This window comes from Candidatus Palauibacter sp. (genome assembly GCF_965208055.1).
Lineage (GTDB): Bacteria > Gemmatimonadota > Gemmatimonadetes > Palauibacterales > Palauibacteraceae > Palauibacter.
In genome coordinates this window covers 2102443-2120085 of sequence record NZ_CBDBNY010000004.1, presented here as the reverse complement: position 1 = coordinate 2120085, position 17643 = coordinate 2102443, and the positions used below count along the sequence as shown (strand labels likewise).

Annotated in this window: 11 protein-coding genes; 3 read left to right on the top strand and 8 right to left on the bottom strand. The window is 69.9% G+C overall.

Translation table 11 applies throughout. The annotated features are described in order from the left end of the window. Positions 1-34: 34 nt before the first annotated feature. The 6 genes from peaB to ACOGXI_RS09300 form a co-directional block, all read right to left on the bottom strand. On the bottom strand, positions 35-1474 hold the full coding sequence (gene peaB, locus ACOGXI_RS09325) for a quinohemoprotein amine dehydrogenase maturation protein (RefSeq protein ID WP_419938587.1): 1440 nt from the start codon (positions 1472-1474) through the stop codon (positions 35-37). Further along, positions 1471-3219, bottom strand: a complete 1749-nt coding sequence (gene peaA, locus ACOGXI_RS09320) for a quinohemoprotein amine dehydrogenase subunit alpha (protein ID WP_419938586.1) — start codon at positions 3217-3219, stop codon at positions 1471-1473. Before peaA ends, peaB begins: the two co-directional genes overlap by 4 nt. A 136-nt stretch (positions 3220-3355) precedes the next feature. After that, complete coding sequence (locus tag ACOGXI_RS09315) at positions 3356-4873, bottom strand: NAD(P)/FAD-dependent oxidoreductase (RefSeq protein ID WP_419940184.1); 1518 nt, start codon at positions 4871-4873, stop codon at positions 3356-3358. 30 nt (positions 4874-4903) lie between these two features. After that, positions 4904-5578, bottom strand: coding sequence for a hypothetical protein (locus ACOGXI_RS09310; RefSeq protein WP_419938585.1), 675 nt, complete (start codon positions 5576-5578; stop codon positions 4904-4906). A gap of 67 nt (positions 5579-5645) precedes the next feature. Next, complete coding sequence (locus ACOGXI_RS09305; RefSeq protein ID WP_419938584.1) at positions 5646-6671, bottom strand: peptidyl-alpha-hydroxyglycine alpha-amidating lyase family protein; 1026 nt, start codon at positions 6669-6671, stop codon at positions 5646-5648. Between the two features lie 107 nt (positions 6672-6778). Beyond that, positions 6779-8218 (bottom strand): HupE/UreJ family protein, encoded by a 1440-nt coding sequence (locus ACOGXI_RS09300; RefSeq protein ID WP_419938583.1) that lies wholly within the window; start codon positions 8216-8218, stop codon positions 6779-6781. Between the two features lie 192 nt (positions 8219-8410). Here ACOGXI_RS09300 and ACOGXI_RS09295 point away from each other — a divergent pair, with 192 nt between their 5' ends. Together ACOGXI_RS09295 and ACOGXI_RS09290 are read left to right on the top strand one after the other, a co-directional pair. Then, positions 8411-9607 carry a hypothetical protein gene (locus tag ACOGXI_RS09295; RefSeq protein WP_419938582.1) on the top strand — a complete coding sequence of 399 codons (1197 nt, stop codon included), beginning with the start codon at positions 8411-8413 and terminating at the stop codon, positions 9605-9607. 61 nt (positions 9608-9668) lie between these two features. Next, entirely contained in the window at positions 9669-10883 is a 1215-nt protein-coding gene (locus ACOGXI_RS09290) for a hypothetical protein (protein ID WP_419938581.1), read from the top strand. Here the strand turns inward: ACOGXI_RS09290 and ACOGXI_RS09285 are convergent. Both ACOGXI_RS09285 and ACOGXI_RS09280 read right to left on the bottom strand, forming a co-directional pair. Beyond that, a complete protein-coding gene (locus ACOGXI_RS09285; protein WP_419938580.1) occupies positions 10880-13489 on the bottom strand; it encodes a TonB-dependent receptor plug domain-containing protein in 2610 nt (869 codons plus the stop codon). The genes ACOGXI_RS09290 and ACOGXI_RS09285 overlap by 4 nt on opposite strands. A gap of 43 nt (positions 13490-13532) precedes the next feature. Next, positions 13533-14177, bottom strand: a complete 645-nt coding sequence (locus tag ACOGXI_RS09280) for a hypothetical protein (RefSeq protein WP_419938579.1) — start codon at positions 14175-14177, stop codon at positions 13533-13535. Positions 14178-14455: 278 nt separating this feature from the next. Between ACOGXI_RS09280 and ACOGXI_RS09275 the strand changes: the two genes are divergently transcribed. Then, positions 14456-17641, top strand: a complete 3186-nt coding sequence (locus tag ACOGXI_RS09275) for a WD40/YVTN/BNR-like repeat-containing protein (protein WP_419938578.1) — start codon at positions 14456-14458, stop codon at positions 17639-17641. The last annotated feature ends 2 nt before the right edge of the window (positions 17642-17643 follow it).

Genomic DNA, 17643 nt, shown 5'->3' with positions numbered 1-17643 from the left:
CGGCCGGGCTAGACGACACAAGAGCCCGACCGCGTCAATGGTCGAAGCGGGCCAGGTACTCCGGGTTCCGCTCCGCCAACTCTCCGTAGATCTCCAGACACGTGTGCGTCCACGTCCGCACCCAGTTGCAGAAGTGCAGGTTGGGCGCGGTCGTCTCGCCGTGTCGCGTGTGCGCCTCGTGATAGCAGCCGCCCGAGCAGATCGGACGGGCCCAGCAAGTATGGCAGTCCGTCTTGTTCTTGATGTGGTGATCCTCGAGGAAATTCTTCTGCCGCTCCCGGTCGATTCCCTCGGCGACCGTCCCGAAGCTGTGGTCGTTCGAGTAGGCGAAGCGGTGGCAGAGCGCGACATCGCCGCCCGTCGTCACGCCCATCAGCCCGAGCCCGGCCCCGCACGGATACGCCTTGCTCACGCCCTTGTGGATCTCCTCCAGCGTGTCCTTCACGTTCGAGAAGCCGTGGTGCCGGTTCTCCGCCGCGTGATCCAGCCAGTCGCGCGCCAACTCCCCGAACTGGCGCAGCATGCGGTCGTATCCCTCGTCCTCGATCTCGTAGTCGCGTCCGGAGGAGGTCGTGACCGGGGCGAAGCCCACCTCCCAGAACCCCATTTCTTCCGTCAGGTGACGATAGATGCGATGGATGTCGAGGTTCTCGCGCGTGAGCGTGACGCGCGCGCCGATCGGACGCGACCTGTGCCGCCGCAGCAGTTCCTTGATCCGTGGCTTGACCGTCTCGTAGGAGCCCTTGCCGCTGTGGAAGACCCGCATGCGGTCCTGCATCTCCTTCGGTCCGTCGATGGACACGGTCACGCCGATCTCGTTGTCCGCCAGCCACTCGATGATGTCGGGGCGGAGGAGCGTCGCGTTCGTCGTGAGACTGAACTCGAGCCGCTTCCCCTCCTCCTCGGCGCGGCGGCGGGCGTAGGCCACCGTGTCCTGGAGCACCGGGAAGTTGAGCAGCGTCTCTCCTCCGAAGAAGGTGAGGTGCGCGACTTCGAGCGGTCCCGACTCCTTGAGGAGGAACTCCACGCTCTCCCGCGCCGTCTCGTCCCCCATGAACTTCGGGTCGTCCGTGCACGTGGTGTCGACGATTTTGTCTTCGCCGTACTCGTAGCAGTACGTGCACGCGAGATTGCACTTGTTCGTGACGTTGAGGACCATCGTCGTGAGCGGGAAACCGTCGGGCGGCAGGTCGTTCACGACTTGTTCGGCGGGAGCCCCCGCCTCCCCGATGGCGCGGATCTGCTGAAGTTCCAGCAACCCGTCGTGCACCCGGTCGACGGAGTATCGGTCCGAGAGGGAGTTCACGACCTCGCCCGGCGCGCGGGGTCCGTAGCTGAGCAGGTCGAGGATCGCGGAGGATGCCGCATCGATCCGGAAGATGCCGGCCGAGGGGACGAGGTAGAGGAACCGCTCGCCCGCCGCTTCGAAGGCGTGGAATTCGCGCAGCGCCAGTTGGCCGACAGGCTTGATCACGGCACCAGCCTCCCCGTTGGAACGCCCTGCCACGGGTCGAACTTGAGATACAGCGGCACCGTGACGATGAGGTGGGCGCGGGCGCGGAGACTGCCGGCGTCAGCCGGATCCGCGCCGGTACCCGCGTACGTCGCGACGACCCACACGTCGCCGATGTTGTTTCGGCTGCCCTCGCGACTGGAGTTCGGACCGTCGATGGCGGGGGTGAAGATCCCGTCCGACCCCAGCGCGCCGACGTAATGGATGTCGTCGTCGTCGAAGGTGGCCGTGTACTCCTCCATGCTCCAGCTCACGGGCACCCGACCGAGCCGGAGATCGTCCTCCGTGTTCGGCTCGCCGTCGGGGCCGTCGTCCCACCCGATCGCGTCGTAGGGCTGATACCCCTTCGGGAAGTTCGCACCGCCGATCCGGGCCATGCCCGCGCGCGGCGTCACCTCGAGGCGGTCCACTCCGTCATGGACCTGAATCGCGTCCGCCAGACTCATGCCGCGCACAAAGAGATCGCGCCCGCCGACCGCCGCATCCTCATCGACCGAGAGGCGAAGCGTGACCTGGCTTCCATCGCCGCCCGTCACGGACTCGACCCGGACGCCGGGCCCGAAATCGAAGTCCGTCGCGTCGGGATTCGCCGGAAGGTTGATGCCGTGGACCCGGAGTTCGGTGGACGAGGCGCCGGTCCGGATCGCGCGGGGGTGTGCGCCCGATACGACGGGGCCCCCGCTTGCGCGCGTGAGCGTGACGTCGGGGCCGAACTCATCGTACGCGCCGGTGAACCAGCGGCCCGTCATCTCACGCCATCCGCGGTCCACGGTCATGACTTCCCGCAACTCGTCCGCTCCGCCGGGATTCGACCGTCCCCGCCACTGATAGCCGGTGTAGACGATGGACTGTCCGCTGCGGCTCACCTCCTGCCCCGACTCCGCGTACGTGTACGAAGCGCGGGAGCGGAATTCGTCGGGCGTGTCGCCGGCGGAGATCTCCACGGTGCCGAAGATCTGACCCTTCCCGGGCTCGAACCCCGCCAGCGCCCACGTGCCGGCGAGGCGCGGCGTGCGCATGGAGGCCGCCCAGGCGGACCATTCGGGCGTCTCGAGCGGGAAGGCCTCGGAAAGGTGATCGATCGCCTCGTCCACCGGCTGAGGTCCGTCGCCCCCGCGCTGGAAGCCCTGGAAGTCGACGAGCGGGTAGAGGCCGCGGTGCGTCGCCATGAGGAGTTCCCACTCCTCGCGCGTGCGTCGCTGGGTGATGACGCGGCCCATGCTGTGGCACTGGATGCAGGTGTTCTCGACGTCGCGGTCCGCCTCGTACACGTGTTCGATGAGGCGGCGTTCGACTTCGAAGCGGCCGGGCTCGAGTTCCTCCGGAGCGAGACCCTGCCGGTTGGAGAGATAGCGCACGACCTCGCGCGCCTCGTCGGGGCCGAGGGAGACATCGTTGAGCGCCATCATGCGGCGGACGGATGTCTGCCACCCTTCCGGGGTCTTCCGTTCGTAGGAGATCCGCGTCATCCGCCCTTCGTCATCGCGCTCGTGACAGCGCTGACAGCGACGGATGATGATCTCGTGGTCGATCGGGTAGCCCTCGTCGTCGGCCTGCGCCGAATTGAGGGCGGCCGGGGCCGAGGGCATGCCCGGGACCGGAGGAAGCGCGCGCGCGCCGAGGAAGAGGAAAACGAGCGCACCGACGACCATTCCGGCCGCCGGCAGTCGGTCAAGTGCCCGTCGCGTCGTCGCTTCGCGTCTCATCCATCCCCCATTCCGAACCGGTCAATTGTGCGCTAATCGGTGCGGCCGCGCCACCCCGAAAGGGGCCTTCCGCTCGCCCGCCGGGCACCCGCCGGCCACCCGTCGGCCACCCGCCGGCCGCCCGCCGGTCGAACCGTCACGGGTCGGCGAGCTCGAGGAAGCCTGCGCCCACGGCGAAGGAGAGGGCGGCCAGAAAATCCGGGAGCCCCACGGCCGTCTCGCGCCGGTTGTACGCCTCGAACAGGTCCGGGACCTGATCGGAGTCCGGCGCGACCTCCACGAGCCGCCGGAGGTCGACGTTGCGCACGTAGCGCGCGCCGTCCGGGATCCGGTCGGAGATGAGGTGGGCCTCGAGGGCGATCCGGTCGTCGACCACGGCGGGTCGGCGTACGCTGGAGAGTCCCGCCGCCGGGCGGAGGTGCACGGCCGGCAGCGAGCGGATCGTCTCCCACGCCGTCCGCACCTCGGGGCGCGCCAGGAAGGCGTCGGCCCGGCGTTCGGCGAGCGAGCGGTCTCCCGGTTCCGACACCGCGGGCGTTCCGGGCGCCGGGTCGGGCCCCGGGATGTTCGCGCCCGCTTCCCGGGCCGCGGCCAGGCGGACCTCCCAGAACGCGTGACCGTTCGCGGCGGCGGCCTGCTCGAAGAAGGGGACGGACAATGCCCGGTAGGTGCGGTACACCTCGCGTTCCCGATCGTCGTACAACGCGCAGGCCGGTCCGGCCATGGCGTCGTCCTCGATCCCGGTATGGGTCACGATCGCGGCGAGCCAGGCGGAGGCGAGCGCCTTCTTGACGCCGTACGAGGAGAGAGGGTCGATGAACGAGCCGGCGTCGCCGACGAGGAGCAGGCCCGGCCGGCCGTGCGAGGTCGCGCCGTAGAGCGACGCGGGACATGCCCGCACGGGCCCGTCGAGCCGACCTCCTTCGAGGCGCTCGCCGAGCCGCGCCGCCTTGGCCAGTTCGGCGCGCCACATGCCGTCGAGGCCCCGCTCGCGCGCCAGGTGCGTGCGGCGCGGGTCGACCATCGCCGTGACGCAGCGGGTACGCCGCGAGGTCGGCACCGACCAGGCCCACCCATCCCGATAGCTCTCGATCAGAGTACAGCCGCGGTCCGGCGGGGCGTGGCCGCGGTCCGAGGTCCAGCGGCCGACGAGCGCGAGCGTCGCGATCCCGCGTTCGCGCGTTCGAAGGCCGCGCCGCGCGAGCACCCCGGCCCGGCCGGACGCGTCGAGCACCCAGCGGCCCCGGTAGCGCGCGGTCGAAGTGGCCACGCGCCATCCATCGGGCCCCTCGACCGTCTCGATGACCGGCCCGTCCGTCAGCAGGCGCGCGCCCGCCTCGAGGGCCACGCCGTGAAAGGCGGTCTCCAACGCCGCCCGCTCCGCGTGGAAGCCGCGCTCGGGCGCACCGAACCGTTCTTCCCGGCGGGGCATCCCGGCCCACCACACGGTGTTGCCTTCGTTCGGCACGAGGCCCGCCGCGTCCAGCGCGTCCAGCGCTCCCACGCGTTCGAGGAGCTTCCGCGCCGAGCCCGGGATCGACTCGGCGAGCCATTTCGCCGGCGGGGCCGGCCGTGTGATCAGCGCGACATCATGCCCGCGCCGCGCCAGCGACGCCGCGGCGGCGCAGCCCGCCGGCCCCCCACCGACGACCAGGACATCGCACGACCTGGCTGCCAGGTCGGCTTACCGCTCCCGCTGGCGCAGCACGTCGCCCCCGCTCGGCCCGTCCGTGGCGAAGCAGTAGAAGCGCCCGTCACCGCCGGTCCCGCGCAGATTCTCGAGGCTGCAGCCCCGCGATCCGTGAGCCTCGTTCCACGAGGTCGGGTTCTGGCCGCCACCCGTGCGGTCGTGGTGCCCGACGAGCGCGCTGCCCTCGCCGCCCGACGTCCAGTTGCTGCACGTCGTGTCCCCGTCCGCGTCCGAGGCCATGCCGTTCATGAGGGACCCGGTGAGGATGTCGTGCTGGTTCGGCTGGTCGCCCCGGCCGTTCACCTCATCGCCATTCTCCGTGAGGATCGTGGCCTTGGTCAGGTTCGGGCCGTTGCTGTGCAGGTGTTCGACATCGCGGGCGATCATCGTGCCCGCGTGGTTGTACCACGGCCCGCCTCCGATCCGGTCGCGAGCGTTCACGCCGCCCGCTCCCGTCGTGCTGAGGTAGGCCCGCCACATGCGGTCGGGCAGACCCGCCGCGTCGGCCAGCGTCTCGCAGTACGCGTCCGCGCCGTCGAGACCGCCGAGATCCGCGCCGTCCCCCGGATTCGAACTGGTGATGAAGAAGCTGATGTTCTCGTCCTGCGCCGCCGCTCCGCTCGCGCCGAACGCGAACAGGAGGGCAAAAAGGCTCGCTGTGCGTCTCATTTCAATACTCCCGTCCTGGTTTCTTCGTGCCGTTCGCCCGGCACGTCGCCCGCACACCTGCGGTTCGCTAGCGCCGGACGTACTTCCGCATCTGCCGGGGGCCGACCTCGGCCCCGTACAGGTTGCCATAAGCGTCGACCGCGATGCCCTCCGCCCCGCTCGTGCCCGACGCATCCTGATTGGGCTCCGGATCCGGGATGAAGGCCGTCACCCAACCGGTCGCCGCGTCGCCGATGTAGATCCCGCGCAGCCACCCCTTGTTGCGGCGCGCGTTCGACTCCGAATCCGTCGAGTAAAGGACATCGTCCTCGTCGATGAACAGCCCGCTGGGACGTCCGAACTGGTACCAGGTCTCGAGATGGTTCCCCTCCTGGTCGAAGATCTGGACGCGGCTGTTGCCGCGGTCGCCGACGAACAGGCGTCCCTGCGAGTCCATGGCGAGCGCGTGCGGATCGCGGAACTCGCCGTTCGCCGTGCCCATGCGCCCCCACTCCATGAGGAAGGCGCCATCGGGCGCGAACTTCACGATGCGGTTGTTGCCGCCCGCGTCGTGTCCGTCCGCGACGAAGATGCTGCCGTCGGGCGCGACGAGGATGTCCGAGGGCTTGTTGAAGTGGTTCGGGCCGTCGCCCGCCACGCCCTTCTCGCCGAGCGTCATCAGGACCTCGCCCTCGGGGCTGAACTTGTAGATCACGTGGCCCCATCCGTCCGGAACGGGCGCGTATCCAACCGCGTCGGCGACCCACACGCTGCCGTCCTCCTCGACGAACATCCCGTGTGGCCAGGCGATCATCCCCGAGCCGAAGCTCCGCACCAGGTTCCCCTCCGTGTCGAAGAGCAGGATCGGGTCGACATCGCTCTCGACGCACAGGTTCGCGCCGCACCGCTCGCCCACCCAGATGTGTTCCCCGTCCGGGGCCGGGTAGACGGCGCTGGTCGCGCCCCAGCCGCGTCCGTCGGGAAGCTGCCCCCAGCCGTCCATGGCCATGTACGGGTTCGGCGCCGTCAACTGCGCCGCGAGCGCGCCCGCGCCCGAAGCGACCGCCGTAAGCGCGAGTACCGCGATGGGTCCGATTCGCCTTGTCTTCCGCATCCATCCTCCTATGCTTCCGGTCCGCGCCATCCGCGTCATGTCGGGCGGGGACGATGGGACGTGACCGGCAAACCGGGCAAGCGGCGCATGGGGCGTCTCGAAACGGGCTACTCCGCCGGAGCGGTCCGTCCACCCCCCTTCGCTTTCGCCGCCAGCTTGCCGAAGGGTCCGCTGATCGCCCACGCCGCGCCCACGACGATGAGCGCCAGCGCCCCCCAGCGCATGAGCGCGGCGGCGAGCGCTCCGTCGAAGGCGGGCCACGTGAAGCGGTAGGCCAGCAGGTCGGAGCCCCGGTCCGTCATCCAGTGCCACCCCGTGTGCGCGAGCAGCGCCGAGCCGATGATCGTCCCCATGCGCTCCGCCACCACCTTGCGGAAGAGCAGTTCGACCGCCGGCGCCGCGACGGCGACCACGACCAACTGCCCCAGTTCCACCCCCACGTTGAACGCGAGCAGGGAGGTGAGCAGGTGTCCGCCCGCGAACTGCAGCGACTCGCTGAGCGCGAACGAAAACCCGAACCCGTGCACGAGTCCGAACCCGAATGCGAGCAGCCACCGTTTCCGCGGCTTCGCGCCCAGGATGTTCTCGAGCGCCATGTAGACGATCGAGAGCGCGATCAGGGTCTCGATCAGCGGCGGGAACCAGAGCGCCCGCGGTGCGATCCCGAAGGCGGAGGCGATGAGGGTGATCGAGTGCGCGATCGTGAAGGACGTGATGACCGGGACCAGGCCCCACAGCGTCCGCAGCGGGATGACGAGGCAGAGGAGGAAGAGCAGGTGGTCGATCCCGTCGAGGATGTGGGTGAAGCCGAGCGACACGAAGCGCAGCGCCGCCTGGTGCCAGCGGGGGTCGAGCCGCACGAGTCCCGGGTCGCCGACGTACTGGAAGACGCGCTCCGGCCGGTCCGGCGGCCGCAGGCGCAGCACCGTGACCGTCCGCAGGCCGAGGTGCGCGAATGCCGGATCGATCGAGAAACGGGACTCGTCCGACTCGATATCGTACTCCAGCAGGACATCGAGCAGAGCCTGACGCCACGGAAGCTGGAGTCCGGGGTCGAGCGGTGGGTCGTCAAAGTGCGCCAGGGCCGTCGCGTAGCTGGCGAAGGATCGGTCCGAGGGGAGCGAAATCCGCGTCGCGATGATCCGGGGGGGCGCCAGCCGCCGGTCCTCCTCGAAGAACGTGACGTAGTCGGCGAGCCACAACTGCGCGGCGTCGACGAGGAAGGGGCCGGCCGCCTCGAGAGCGAGGTAGCCGAGGCCGTACCGCGGAAACTCGATGTCCCGCATGGCCTCGAGCGGCGCCCGGACGAGAAAGCGGAGCCGCCCTCCCTCCGGCGTGACGAAGGCCTGCACGGTGACGTCCGCCGGAATCTCGTGCGGAAGGGCGGGGATCGCCGCGGCCCTGCGATCCGCCGTCGCCCGCTCGGCCGTGCGGTCCGGCGCCGCCCGCGCCGCGCCGGCCAGACTCGTCAGGCCGTAGAGCGTGAGGACGCACCCCGTCAGAAGCGCCGTGCGCCGGATTGGGCGGCGTGTGTGTCCTCGCTTCATCCGCGATCCCCGAACTCCGGGAGGTTGGGAAAGCACCCCTCGTCCGCCCGCACGATGGCGCGGCTGGCTCCCGCCGTCGACCCCGGCCGCTCTCTGGACGAATGCGAACGGCATCTGTAGCGTGAACTGATCCACGAATGGTCAGGATCGGGCGACTCGGCAGCGACTCAGGATCCGCAAGGAGCGACAGCCATGAACGGGAAGCGGCGAACCCTCATCTTCGGTGTGGTCGCGGGCATCGCCCTCGCGCTGGCGTGCGGCCAGGCGGCCATGGACGACGGGGCCCGGGCCAGCGAGGGGCAGGGCGTCGAGGCGCCGATGTTCGAGGTGGACCCGTTCTGGCCGAAACCACTGCCGGATCACTGGGTACTGGGCTCGGCCATCGGCGTGGGCGTGGACTCGCGCGACCACGTCTTCATCGTGCACCGCGGCAACCTCACCGAGCGTACCGAGGGCGGCGCCGACGCGGACCCGCCGATCGGCGAGTGCTGCCGGGCCGCGCCCCCCGTGCTCGAGTTCGATCCCGAGGGCAATCTCGTCAACGCCTGGGGAGGCCCCTCCGACGACTACGTGTGGCCCGGCTCGAACCACGGGATCACCGTCGACCACATGGACAACCTGTGGATCGGCGGCAACGGACCGAACGACACGCACGTCCTGAAGTTCTCGCGCGACGGAGAGTTCCTCGCCTCCTACGGCGAGCCGGAAGCGGGCCCTGAACCCGACAGCCACAGCGAGACGCACTTCAACCGCGTGGCGAAGCTCGCCTTCGACGCCGCGGCCAACGAGGCCTATCTCGCGGACGGCTACGGCGGCCGCCGCGTTGCCGTGCTCGACGCCTCGACCGGCGCCTTCAAGCGTTACTGGGGTGCGTACGGGAACGCGCCCGACGATACGCGTACGCCGCCCTACGACCCGGACGCGCCGCTCATCCAGCAGTTCCGGACGCCCGTGCACTGCGCCGAGCCTTCGCTCGACGGCCTCGTCTACGTGTGCGACCGTCCCAACGACCGCATCCAGGTCTTCCAGACGGACGGGACCTACGTCGACGAGGTGCGGATCGCGCCGCGCACGCTGGGCGACGGCTCCACGTGGGACATCGCCTTCTCGCGCGACCCGGAGCAGCAGTACATGTACGTGGCCGACGGGAAGAACATGCGGGTCTACATCATGGACCGCGCCTCGCTCGAGATCCTGACCAGCTTCGGCGACGGCGGCCGTCAGCCCGGCCAGTTCTTCGCCGTCCACAGCATCGCGACCGACTCGAACGGCAACATCTACACGACCGAGACCTACGAGGGGAAGCGCGTCCAGAAGTTCGTGTACATGGGCATGGGCCCGGTGCCGGCCGAGCACCAGGGGCCGCCCTGGCCGCGCGGCGACCAGTAGGAGTTCCGCGGGCGGTTTCCCGCCGCCGCGGCTCGAAGCGGCTTGACGAGGAGGGAGAAGCATGAACGCGAAGCGCCGAAACCTGCTGTCCTGCGTTGCGTTCGCGGGAGTCCTCATCGCCCTCGCCTGCGGTCAGGCCGCCATCGACGACGCGTCCTCGGCCGACGCGGGTTCGGCCGACGCGGGAGACGGGGCCGGCGTCGAGGCGCCGAGGTTCGAGGTGGACCCGTTCTGGCCCAAACCGCTGCCCGAACACTGGCTGCTGGGCTCCACGATCGGCGTCGGCGTGGACTCGCGCGACCACGTGTTCATCATCCATCGCCGGGCTTCGATCAACCCGGGTACGGAGTTGGGAGCGGAAGCCGATCCGCCGACGAGCGAGTGCTGCCGCGCCGCGCCCGAGGTGCTCGAGTTCGATCCGGAGGGCAACCTCGTGAACTCGTGGGGAGGCCCGTCCGACGGCTACGTGTGGCCCGAATCGAACCACGGCATCACCATCGACCACATGGACAACGTGTGGATCGGCGGCAACGGAGCGAGCGATTCGCACATCCTCAAGTTCTCGCGCGACGGCGAGTTCCTCGCTTCATACGGCCAGCCGCAATTGGGGCTCGATCCGGACAGCCACAGCGAGACGCGCTTCAACCGGGTGGCGAAGGTCGCCTTCGACGCGGAGGCCAACGAAGCCTACGTCGCGGATGGCTATGGCGGCCGCCGCGTGGCGGTGCTCGACGCGTCGACGGGCGCGTTCAAGCGGTACTGGGGCGCCTACGGCAACGCGCCGGACGACACGCCCCCGCCGCCCTACGATCCCGATGCGCCGCCCCTCCGGCAGTTCCGCACGCCCGTCCACTGCGCCGACCCCTCGCTGGACGGTCTGATCTACGTCTGCGACCGCGCCGGCGACCGGATCCAGATCTTCCAGACGGATGGGACGTACGTGGATGAGGTGATGATTGCGCCGCGCACACTCGGCGCCGGCTCGACCTGGGACATCGCCTTCTCACGCGATCCCGACCAGCGCTACATGTACGTCGCCGATGGGTCGAACCACAGAGTCTACGTCGTGGACCGGGCCTCGCTCGAGGTGCTGACCAGCTTCGGCGACGGGGGCCGGCAGCCGGGCCAGTTCATCGGCGTCCACAGCATCGCCACCGACTCGCAGGGCAACGTCTACACGACCGAGACGTACGACGGGAAGCGGATCCAGAAGTTCGTCTACATGGGCATGGGCCGTGTACCGGCCGAACAGGGCCCCCCCTGGCCAGGCGGCTAGGAGACCTGCAGGCGGGCGTAGAGGTAGCGGCCGTTGAACCCCATCGCCGAGAACGAGCGGTAGGGGAAAATCCCTCCGAACGTGTCCACCCGCGTCGGGAAGGAATCGAAGAGGTTCTCGCCACCGACCGAGAAGCGCCACCGTCCCGTCAGGTCGACGTGGACTCCCGCATCGAAGAGGACTTTCGGGTCGTGGCGTCGGATTCTGTGGGGGTGTTCGCCGACGCCGAGCGCGCGCAGTTCCTCCTGCGCCCCGAAATAGTTCGCCCCGAGGCCGAACTCGAACGCTCCGCTCGTGAACTTCGTCCGGAACACGCCCCGCCAGTCCGGGCGTCCCTCCTCGAGAAAGAAGACGTCGAACCCGTCGTAGATCCGGTACGATTCGTCCCGCAGCGCTTCGTTCTCCTTCACGCAGGCGGCAATGTCGTCGTCGGGGCAGCGGCCGCGGACCTGCCCCCAGTGCGCCGACGCGCTGAACTCGAGGTGTGACGCGTTCCCGACCCGCGGTCGCCATGTGGCCCCCGCATCGATGCCGTAGGACCGCAGGTCGATCGCGTTCGAGAAGAAACGAACGGACTCCACCGCAAGATCCGCCAGCAGAAGATCGACGAGGCCGCTCACGCCGCGGACCAATGGGTTGGACAGGAGAATGGCGTCGTCGACGTCCGTCGCATAACCGTCGACCGAGACGTGCAGGTCGTCCGTCGGCGCAAGCGCAAACCCCGCGCTGACGGAACGCGACCTCTCCCCCCGGAGAGGCGACGCGCCGACGGCCCGGGCTGCCGGAGCCTCCACCGGAAACGTGCCCGCCTCGAACCCGAGGCTGGCGCCCGGCTCGTCCGGATCTTCGCGCCGCCCCGCCGCGACGTGTCCGTAGTGGGACTGGCTCAACGCGGGCGGCCGGAATCCCGTGGACACGCTCGCACGGAAGACGGCGATCCGGGAGAGAGCCACGCGCAGCGCGAGCTTCCCGTTCAGGATGCCGCCGACGTCTCCGAAGCGTTCGTAGCGTCCCGCCGCGGAGATCAGGAGCTGACTCGCAAGCGGCGCGTCGACTTCACCGTGGAGGCTGAAACTCGAGCGGCGCCAGCTTCCGCTCTCCTCCGGCCGGAAGCCGGTGAAGCGCTGGGAGCCCGCGGCCGCGACGCCACCGCTCTGGGTCGGGTGAAAACCGTCGATCCTCGACGCGTGTTCCCCCGCCAGAATCCGGTAGCCGTCGAGACGGAACGTCGCCCCGAGGCCGAGGCTCACCGGCCCCGCGCCGAGTCCCGTCTCGATCCGGCGCCACACGTCCGCATTCGCGAGGAACTGGCGGTTCTCGAGCGAGCCCGTCGAGAACCGGGTCCGGTTCGGAATCCCCGGATCGTCCGCCGTCCCGAGTACCCCGTCCGCGCCGGGGGCGCACGCCGACTCGAGGCAGGGCCCGAGCGACGGGTTGAGCGTGTCGAAGAGGTCGTTGTCGAGTCGATTCGAGCCGTACTGGGCGTTCAGGTCCCAGTTCCAGCCCCCCTCGAAGCCGGGCTCGGAGCGATACCGCGAACCGGTCCCGGACCCGGCCCCCGGCCGACCGTCCCCGACGCGCCGCAAGCCCGTGACGAGAGAAACGTCCCGCGTGTCGGAGTCGAAGCGCGGAAGAAAGCCGAGCGGATGGATCCCCGGCCAGTTGCGGTCGTCCATCGAACGCACGAAGAAGCCCGCGTTCCGTTCCCGGCGCCGGCTGTAGCCGCCGAACGCATAGAGTTCAGCGCCGGGGCCGGCGCGCGCCGAAAGGGGGAGTTCGAAGTTGGCGAACAGCATGAAGTTGGAGGACTCGCCGTCGCCCCACAGGTGGTTCGGCTGCGCCACCTCGTTGTGTTTGCGGATGACGACACCTCCGTCGACGAAATCCGCGTCCCCCGGGAGGACTTGATCGCGGCCGTCGGCGCCCGCGCGGTTCGTGGGTTCCCGCTGGCTGAACGCGCCCGTGAGGTTGAGGACAGCCGCGCGGCCGATCCCGAGTCCCCAGTTTCCGGAGAAGTCGTAGCGCAGCCCGTCGTCGTCCCATTCGTCCGGAAAGTGATGGCCGACGGAGGCGATGAACTCGGGCGCGGAGACCGTGTTTCGGAGACGCAGGTCGATGACTCCCGCGATCGCGTCGGAGCCGTGCCGCGTCGCGCCCCCGTCGCGTACGACCTCCAGGCGGTCGATCGCGTGAAGCGGGAAGGCGTTCATGTCCACGCCGCTCGCGCCCGGAAAAGCGCCGCCGCCCGGCGTGTGCACGACCGCGGTGGCGTGGCGGCGTTTCCCGTTCAGGAGGACGAGCGTGTGGTCCGGCGATAGCCCGCGCAGCCCGAACGGCCGAACGCCCGACGTGAGGTCCGCGACCTGCCGGCGCGGGAAGTAGGCGGATGGCAGGAGTTCGTTGAGGGCGGCGGCGAGTTCGGCCTGTCCGGCCTCGATAATGTCCGCTCGCGAGAGGGTCTCCACGGACGCATCCCTCTCTTCGCGGACCTCGGGCGCGAGCGTGTCCGGGGGTACCCGGCCCGGCGGGCTCGACTGCGCCTCGGCGACGAAAGGCGCGGCGGCGGAGATCGTCGCGGCGCCGGCGAGGAGTAGCGTCCTGGTCATCCCGCACGTTCACACGCGCTCGCGCTGAGCGCCAACCTAGGACCTAGCGTCGGGGCCAGCCGCCTCCAACACTGCCGACACCGCCGACGCCCCCCCTCGGCCCCGAAAGCGGCAGCCCGAATCCGATGCGGCCTCCGACGCCGGTACGTCCCGGGATGATGCAATCCGTCCCGATGCCCGTGATGGTGACGCCTCCTCCGCCGAATCCCCGACCGGAGCCGCTGCCGGTACGTTCTCCCAGACCCGGGAACGCCCCGGCTTCGGGCCGGCGCCGGAGGATGCCCCGATTCGGCGTCGACGCGGCGGGCTGCTCCGGCGCCAGCGCCAGCGCGGGGAGCGCCAACGGCGATGCGGGAGCCGCCGCGAAGGCCGGAAGCCCGGCGTTCGAGCCCCCCGCCAGCGGCACGGAGACCGAGGGGAGTCGCACGGGCACTGCCGCCGCAGGGGCCGCGCCCTGTCCGCCGCCGCCTTCCGCCGAACCCGCCGCTCCGCCCGAGGGCAACGCGCCCGGGGGCTGGATCCGCACGACTTCGATGGTCCGTTTCGGCGGTCGCTCCGCGGTGGATCCGGAGCGGTCGAAACCGGCGGCGGCGTGGGGACTCTCCGGGATCGTCACGGCGACCCAGGCGAGAAGGGCCACGTGCACGAGCGCCGACACGCCCAGCGAGATCGCAACGCGCCCGCGCACTGATGGGCGCCGGCTCGAGGGGCGCCCGGAAACAGAGTTCGTCACGTTGTTTGGCCTGACCCTCGTTCTCTGAAGCATCGAGCTCCGATTCCCCGGTTTCGTCGGCCTCTGCGCGCGTCCGTGGCGCAGCTTCTTCATGACAGACGATCCGAACCGGCTCCGGGTCACATCGGGTCACATCGGACGCCCACCACCCTCCCACGCTGTACGGCGCGTGGGCGGAGCGCAAGATTCGGGGTTCGGCTGTAATGGACGACTCCCGAAGGATACGGCAACCCGTGGCAGAATCTCCCTTCGCCCGACCGGTGACCCGAATCGTACGGACCCTCCTCGCGTTGGCGCTGCTCGGTACTTCCGCGTCGGCGGGCGCACACGCCCAGCCCGTCAACGATGGATGGCTCGATCTCCTCGAATGGCGCTCGATCGGACCCACGCGCGGTGGCCGCGTGCTCGGCGTGGCCGGCCACGCCACGGACGATCTCGTCTTCTACCAGGGCGGCGCGGGCGGCGGCGTCTGGAAGACGGAGGACGGCGGGGCGAACTGGCGCAACGTCTCCGACGGCTACTTCGGCACGGGCTCCGTCGGGGCCGTCGAGGTCAGCCGCTCCCACCCCGACATCGTCTACGTCGGCATGGGCGAGACCTGCATCCGCGGCAACGCCTCGCACGGCGACGGCGTCTATCGCTCCGACGACGGGGGAGCGAGCTGGCGGCGCCTCGGGCTCGCCGAGACGCTCCAGATCGCCCGGGTGCGCGTACATCCGGAGAACCCCGACATCGCCTGGGTGGCCGCGCTCGGCGACGCGTGGGGCGCGAGCGCGGCACGCGGCGTCTACCGGACCCGCGATGGCGGCGCGACGTGGGAGAAGGTCCTGTACCGGGACGAGAACTCGGGGGCGATCGACCTCGTTCTCGACCCCGCGAATCCCGACATCCTGTACGCGTCGCTCCTGGAACTGAGGCGCTTCCCCTGGGGTTTCCGCAGCGCGGGCCCCGGCACCGGACTCTTCAAGAGCACGGACGGCGGCGACACCTGGACCGAACTGACCGACAACCCCGGTCTCCCGTCCGGTCTCAAGGGACGGATCGGCATCGCCGTCTCGCCACGGAACTCCGATCGCCTGTGGGCGATCATCGACGCGGCGCGCGGGGTGAAGGGGATCTTCCGCTCCGATGACGCGGGAGCGACGTGGACCCGCGTGAACGAGGACGCCAACCTCCTCCAGCGCCCCTGGTACTACCACCACATCGTCGCCGACCCCGGCGATGAGAACACCGTCTTCGTCCTCAACGTCTTCCTCTGGAAATCGACGGACGGCGGCGAAACCTTCGAGCGTGTGTTCACGCCGCACCCGGATCACCACGACCTGTGGATCGATCCCGCGAATCCCCGGCGGATGGTCAACGGCAGCGATGGCGGCGCCGCGGTGAGCTTCGACGGCGGCCTCTCGTGGTCGAGTCTGCTCAATCAGGCGACGGCGCAGATGTACCATGTGACCGCCGACAACCAGACGCCCTACCGGCTCTACGCCTCTCAGCAGGACAACACGTCGATCTCCGTCCCCGTCCGCTCGGATTTCGGCCGCATCAGCATCGAGGACTGGTACACCGTGGGCGGGGGTGAAGACGGCTACATCGCGGTGAACACCGAGGACCCCAACATCGTCTACGCGGGAGATCACCACTGGGTGTACCGGTACGACCACCGCAACCGGCAGGTGCGGGACATCTCCCCGAACCCGGAGACGCACTACGGCTGGGGCTCGGCCGACATCAACTACCGGTTCTGGTGGACCTACCCCGTGATGACCTCGCCTCACGATCCGGACGTCCTCTACGTCACCTCGCAGCACGTCCATCGGACGACGGACGAGGGTCACGGCTGGGAGGTCATCAGCCCCGACCTCACGCGCGCCGACCCGCGGACGCTGGAGCCGACGCCCGCGTACGAGGATGAGGAAACGGGAGAATACTGGGGGCCGATCACGCGGGAGGCGTACGGTCCCGAGTGGTACGCCACGATCTTCGCGTTCGCCGAATCGCCGCTCGAGCCGGGGCTCCTGTGGGCGGGGTCGGACGACGGATACATCCACGTATCGCGCGACGGCGGCGCAAACTGGGAGGACGTGACGATCCCGGATCTGCCCGAGTTTGCGTTGATCTCCATCCTCGAGCCGTCGCTTCACGATCCTGCAACGGCATATGTCGCCGCGACGCGCTACAAGCTCTCCGACCACGCCCCGTACCTGTACCGGACCACCGACTACGGGGAGACGTGGACGCGGATCGTGGCGGGGATCCCGGACAACGACTTCACGCGCGTCATCCGGGAGGATCCGGGGCGGGCCGGGCTCCTGTACGCCGGCACCGAACGCACGGTCTACGTCTCGTTCGACGCGGGGGACTCGTGGCAGCCGCTGAGCCTCAACCTCCCGGTCGTCCCCATCCACGACCTCGTGCTCCGCGACGGCGACCTCGCGGCGGCCACGCACGGGCGCTCGTTCTGGGTGCTGGACAACGTGGATCTGCTCCATCAGTTCGCGGCCGGGGAAGCGGCGAGCGAGCCGAGGCTCTTCCGTCCGCCGACCACGACGCGCTTCAACCCCGGCGCCTCGCCTGCCGCCCTGTTCTCGGCCATGGGTCGGCCGGGCGCGGGCGACCCGGCGGGCGCGAATCCGCCGGACGGCGTCGTCATCCCCTACTACCTGCCCGAGACCGTGCCGGGCGGGGTCACGCTGCGCATCTGGGAGGGCGCGGCGCTGATCCGGGAGTTCTCGAGCGAAACGGCCGCGGCGCCGGCGGGGATGGACTTCTTTGGCCTGGGCGGCGGGGGCGCGGCGCTCTCGGCCGAAGCCGGGGCGCACACCTTCGTATGGAACCTGCGCGTGCGGCCCGCGGAGGTGCTCGACGACGCCGTCTTCCAGGGAAGCGCGCAGGGTCCTCGCGTGCCGCCCGGCGACTACACCGTCGAGCTGGATCTGGGCGAGCGGACCCTCTCGCAGCCCTTCGCGGTCGTCCGCGACCCGCGCGTCGACGTGACGGATGAGGAACTCCGCGCGCAGTTCGAGTTCCTGTTGGAGGCGAGAGATCGCTTGACGGAAACCATGGAGCTCGTCGCGAGGATCCGCGACCTGCGCGCCCAGGCCGAGCGGGTCGTGGAGCGCGGCGGAAGCGGAGATGCGCTGCGCGCCGCGCTCGCGGAACTGAACGGCGAACTCTATCCGGTCGAGGAGCGGCTCGTGCAGTACCGAGCCCGCGCGGGGCAGGATCTGATCGCGAACCCCACCGCCATCGACAGCAAGCTGGCGCGGCTGATGGGATTCGCCTCGATGGGCGATGGCCCGCCCACACGGGGACAGATCGATCTGCTGGCCCGGCTGGGGGCCGGAATCGAGGAGCGCGCCGCGGCGGTGGACGAAATCGAGCGCACGACCTGGGCGAACCTCGTGAGGCTCGTCCCCTGAAC

What these genes read in the sequence shown, in the direction of transcription:
- peaA (WP_419938586.1), bottom strand. Translation starts at nt 3,219, where the DNA reads ATGAGACGCGAAGCGACGACGCGACGGGCACTTGACCGACTGCCGGCG.
- ACOGXI_RS09300 (WP_419938583.1), bottom strand. Translation starts at nt 8,218, where the DNA reads ATGAAGCGAGGACACACACGCCGCCCAATCCGGCGCACGGCGCTTCTG.
- ACOGXI_RS09295 (WP_419938582.1), top strand. Translation starts at nt 8,411, where the DNA reads ATGAACGGGAAGCGGCGAACCCTCATCTTCGGTGTGGTCGCGGGCATC.
- ACOGXI_RS09285 (WP_419938580.1), bottom strand. Translation starts at nt 13,489, where the DNA reads ATGACCAGGACGCTACTCCTCGCCGGCGCCGCGACGATCTCCGCCGCC.
- ACOGXI_RS09290 (WP_419938581.1), top strand. Translation starts at nt 9,669, where the DNA reads ATGAACGCGAAGCGCCGAAACCTGCTGTCCTGCGTTGCGTTCGCGGGA.
- ACOGXI_RS09310 (WP_419938585.1), bottom strand. Translation starts at nt 5,578, where the DNA reads ATGAGACGCACAGCGAGCCTTTTTGCCCTCCTGTTCGCGTTCGGCGCG.
- ACOGXI_RS09305 (WP_419938584.1), bottom strand. Translation starts at nt 6,671, where the DNA reads ATGCGGAAGACAAGGCGAATCGGACCCATCGCGGTACTCGCGCTTACG.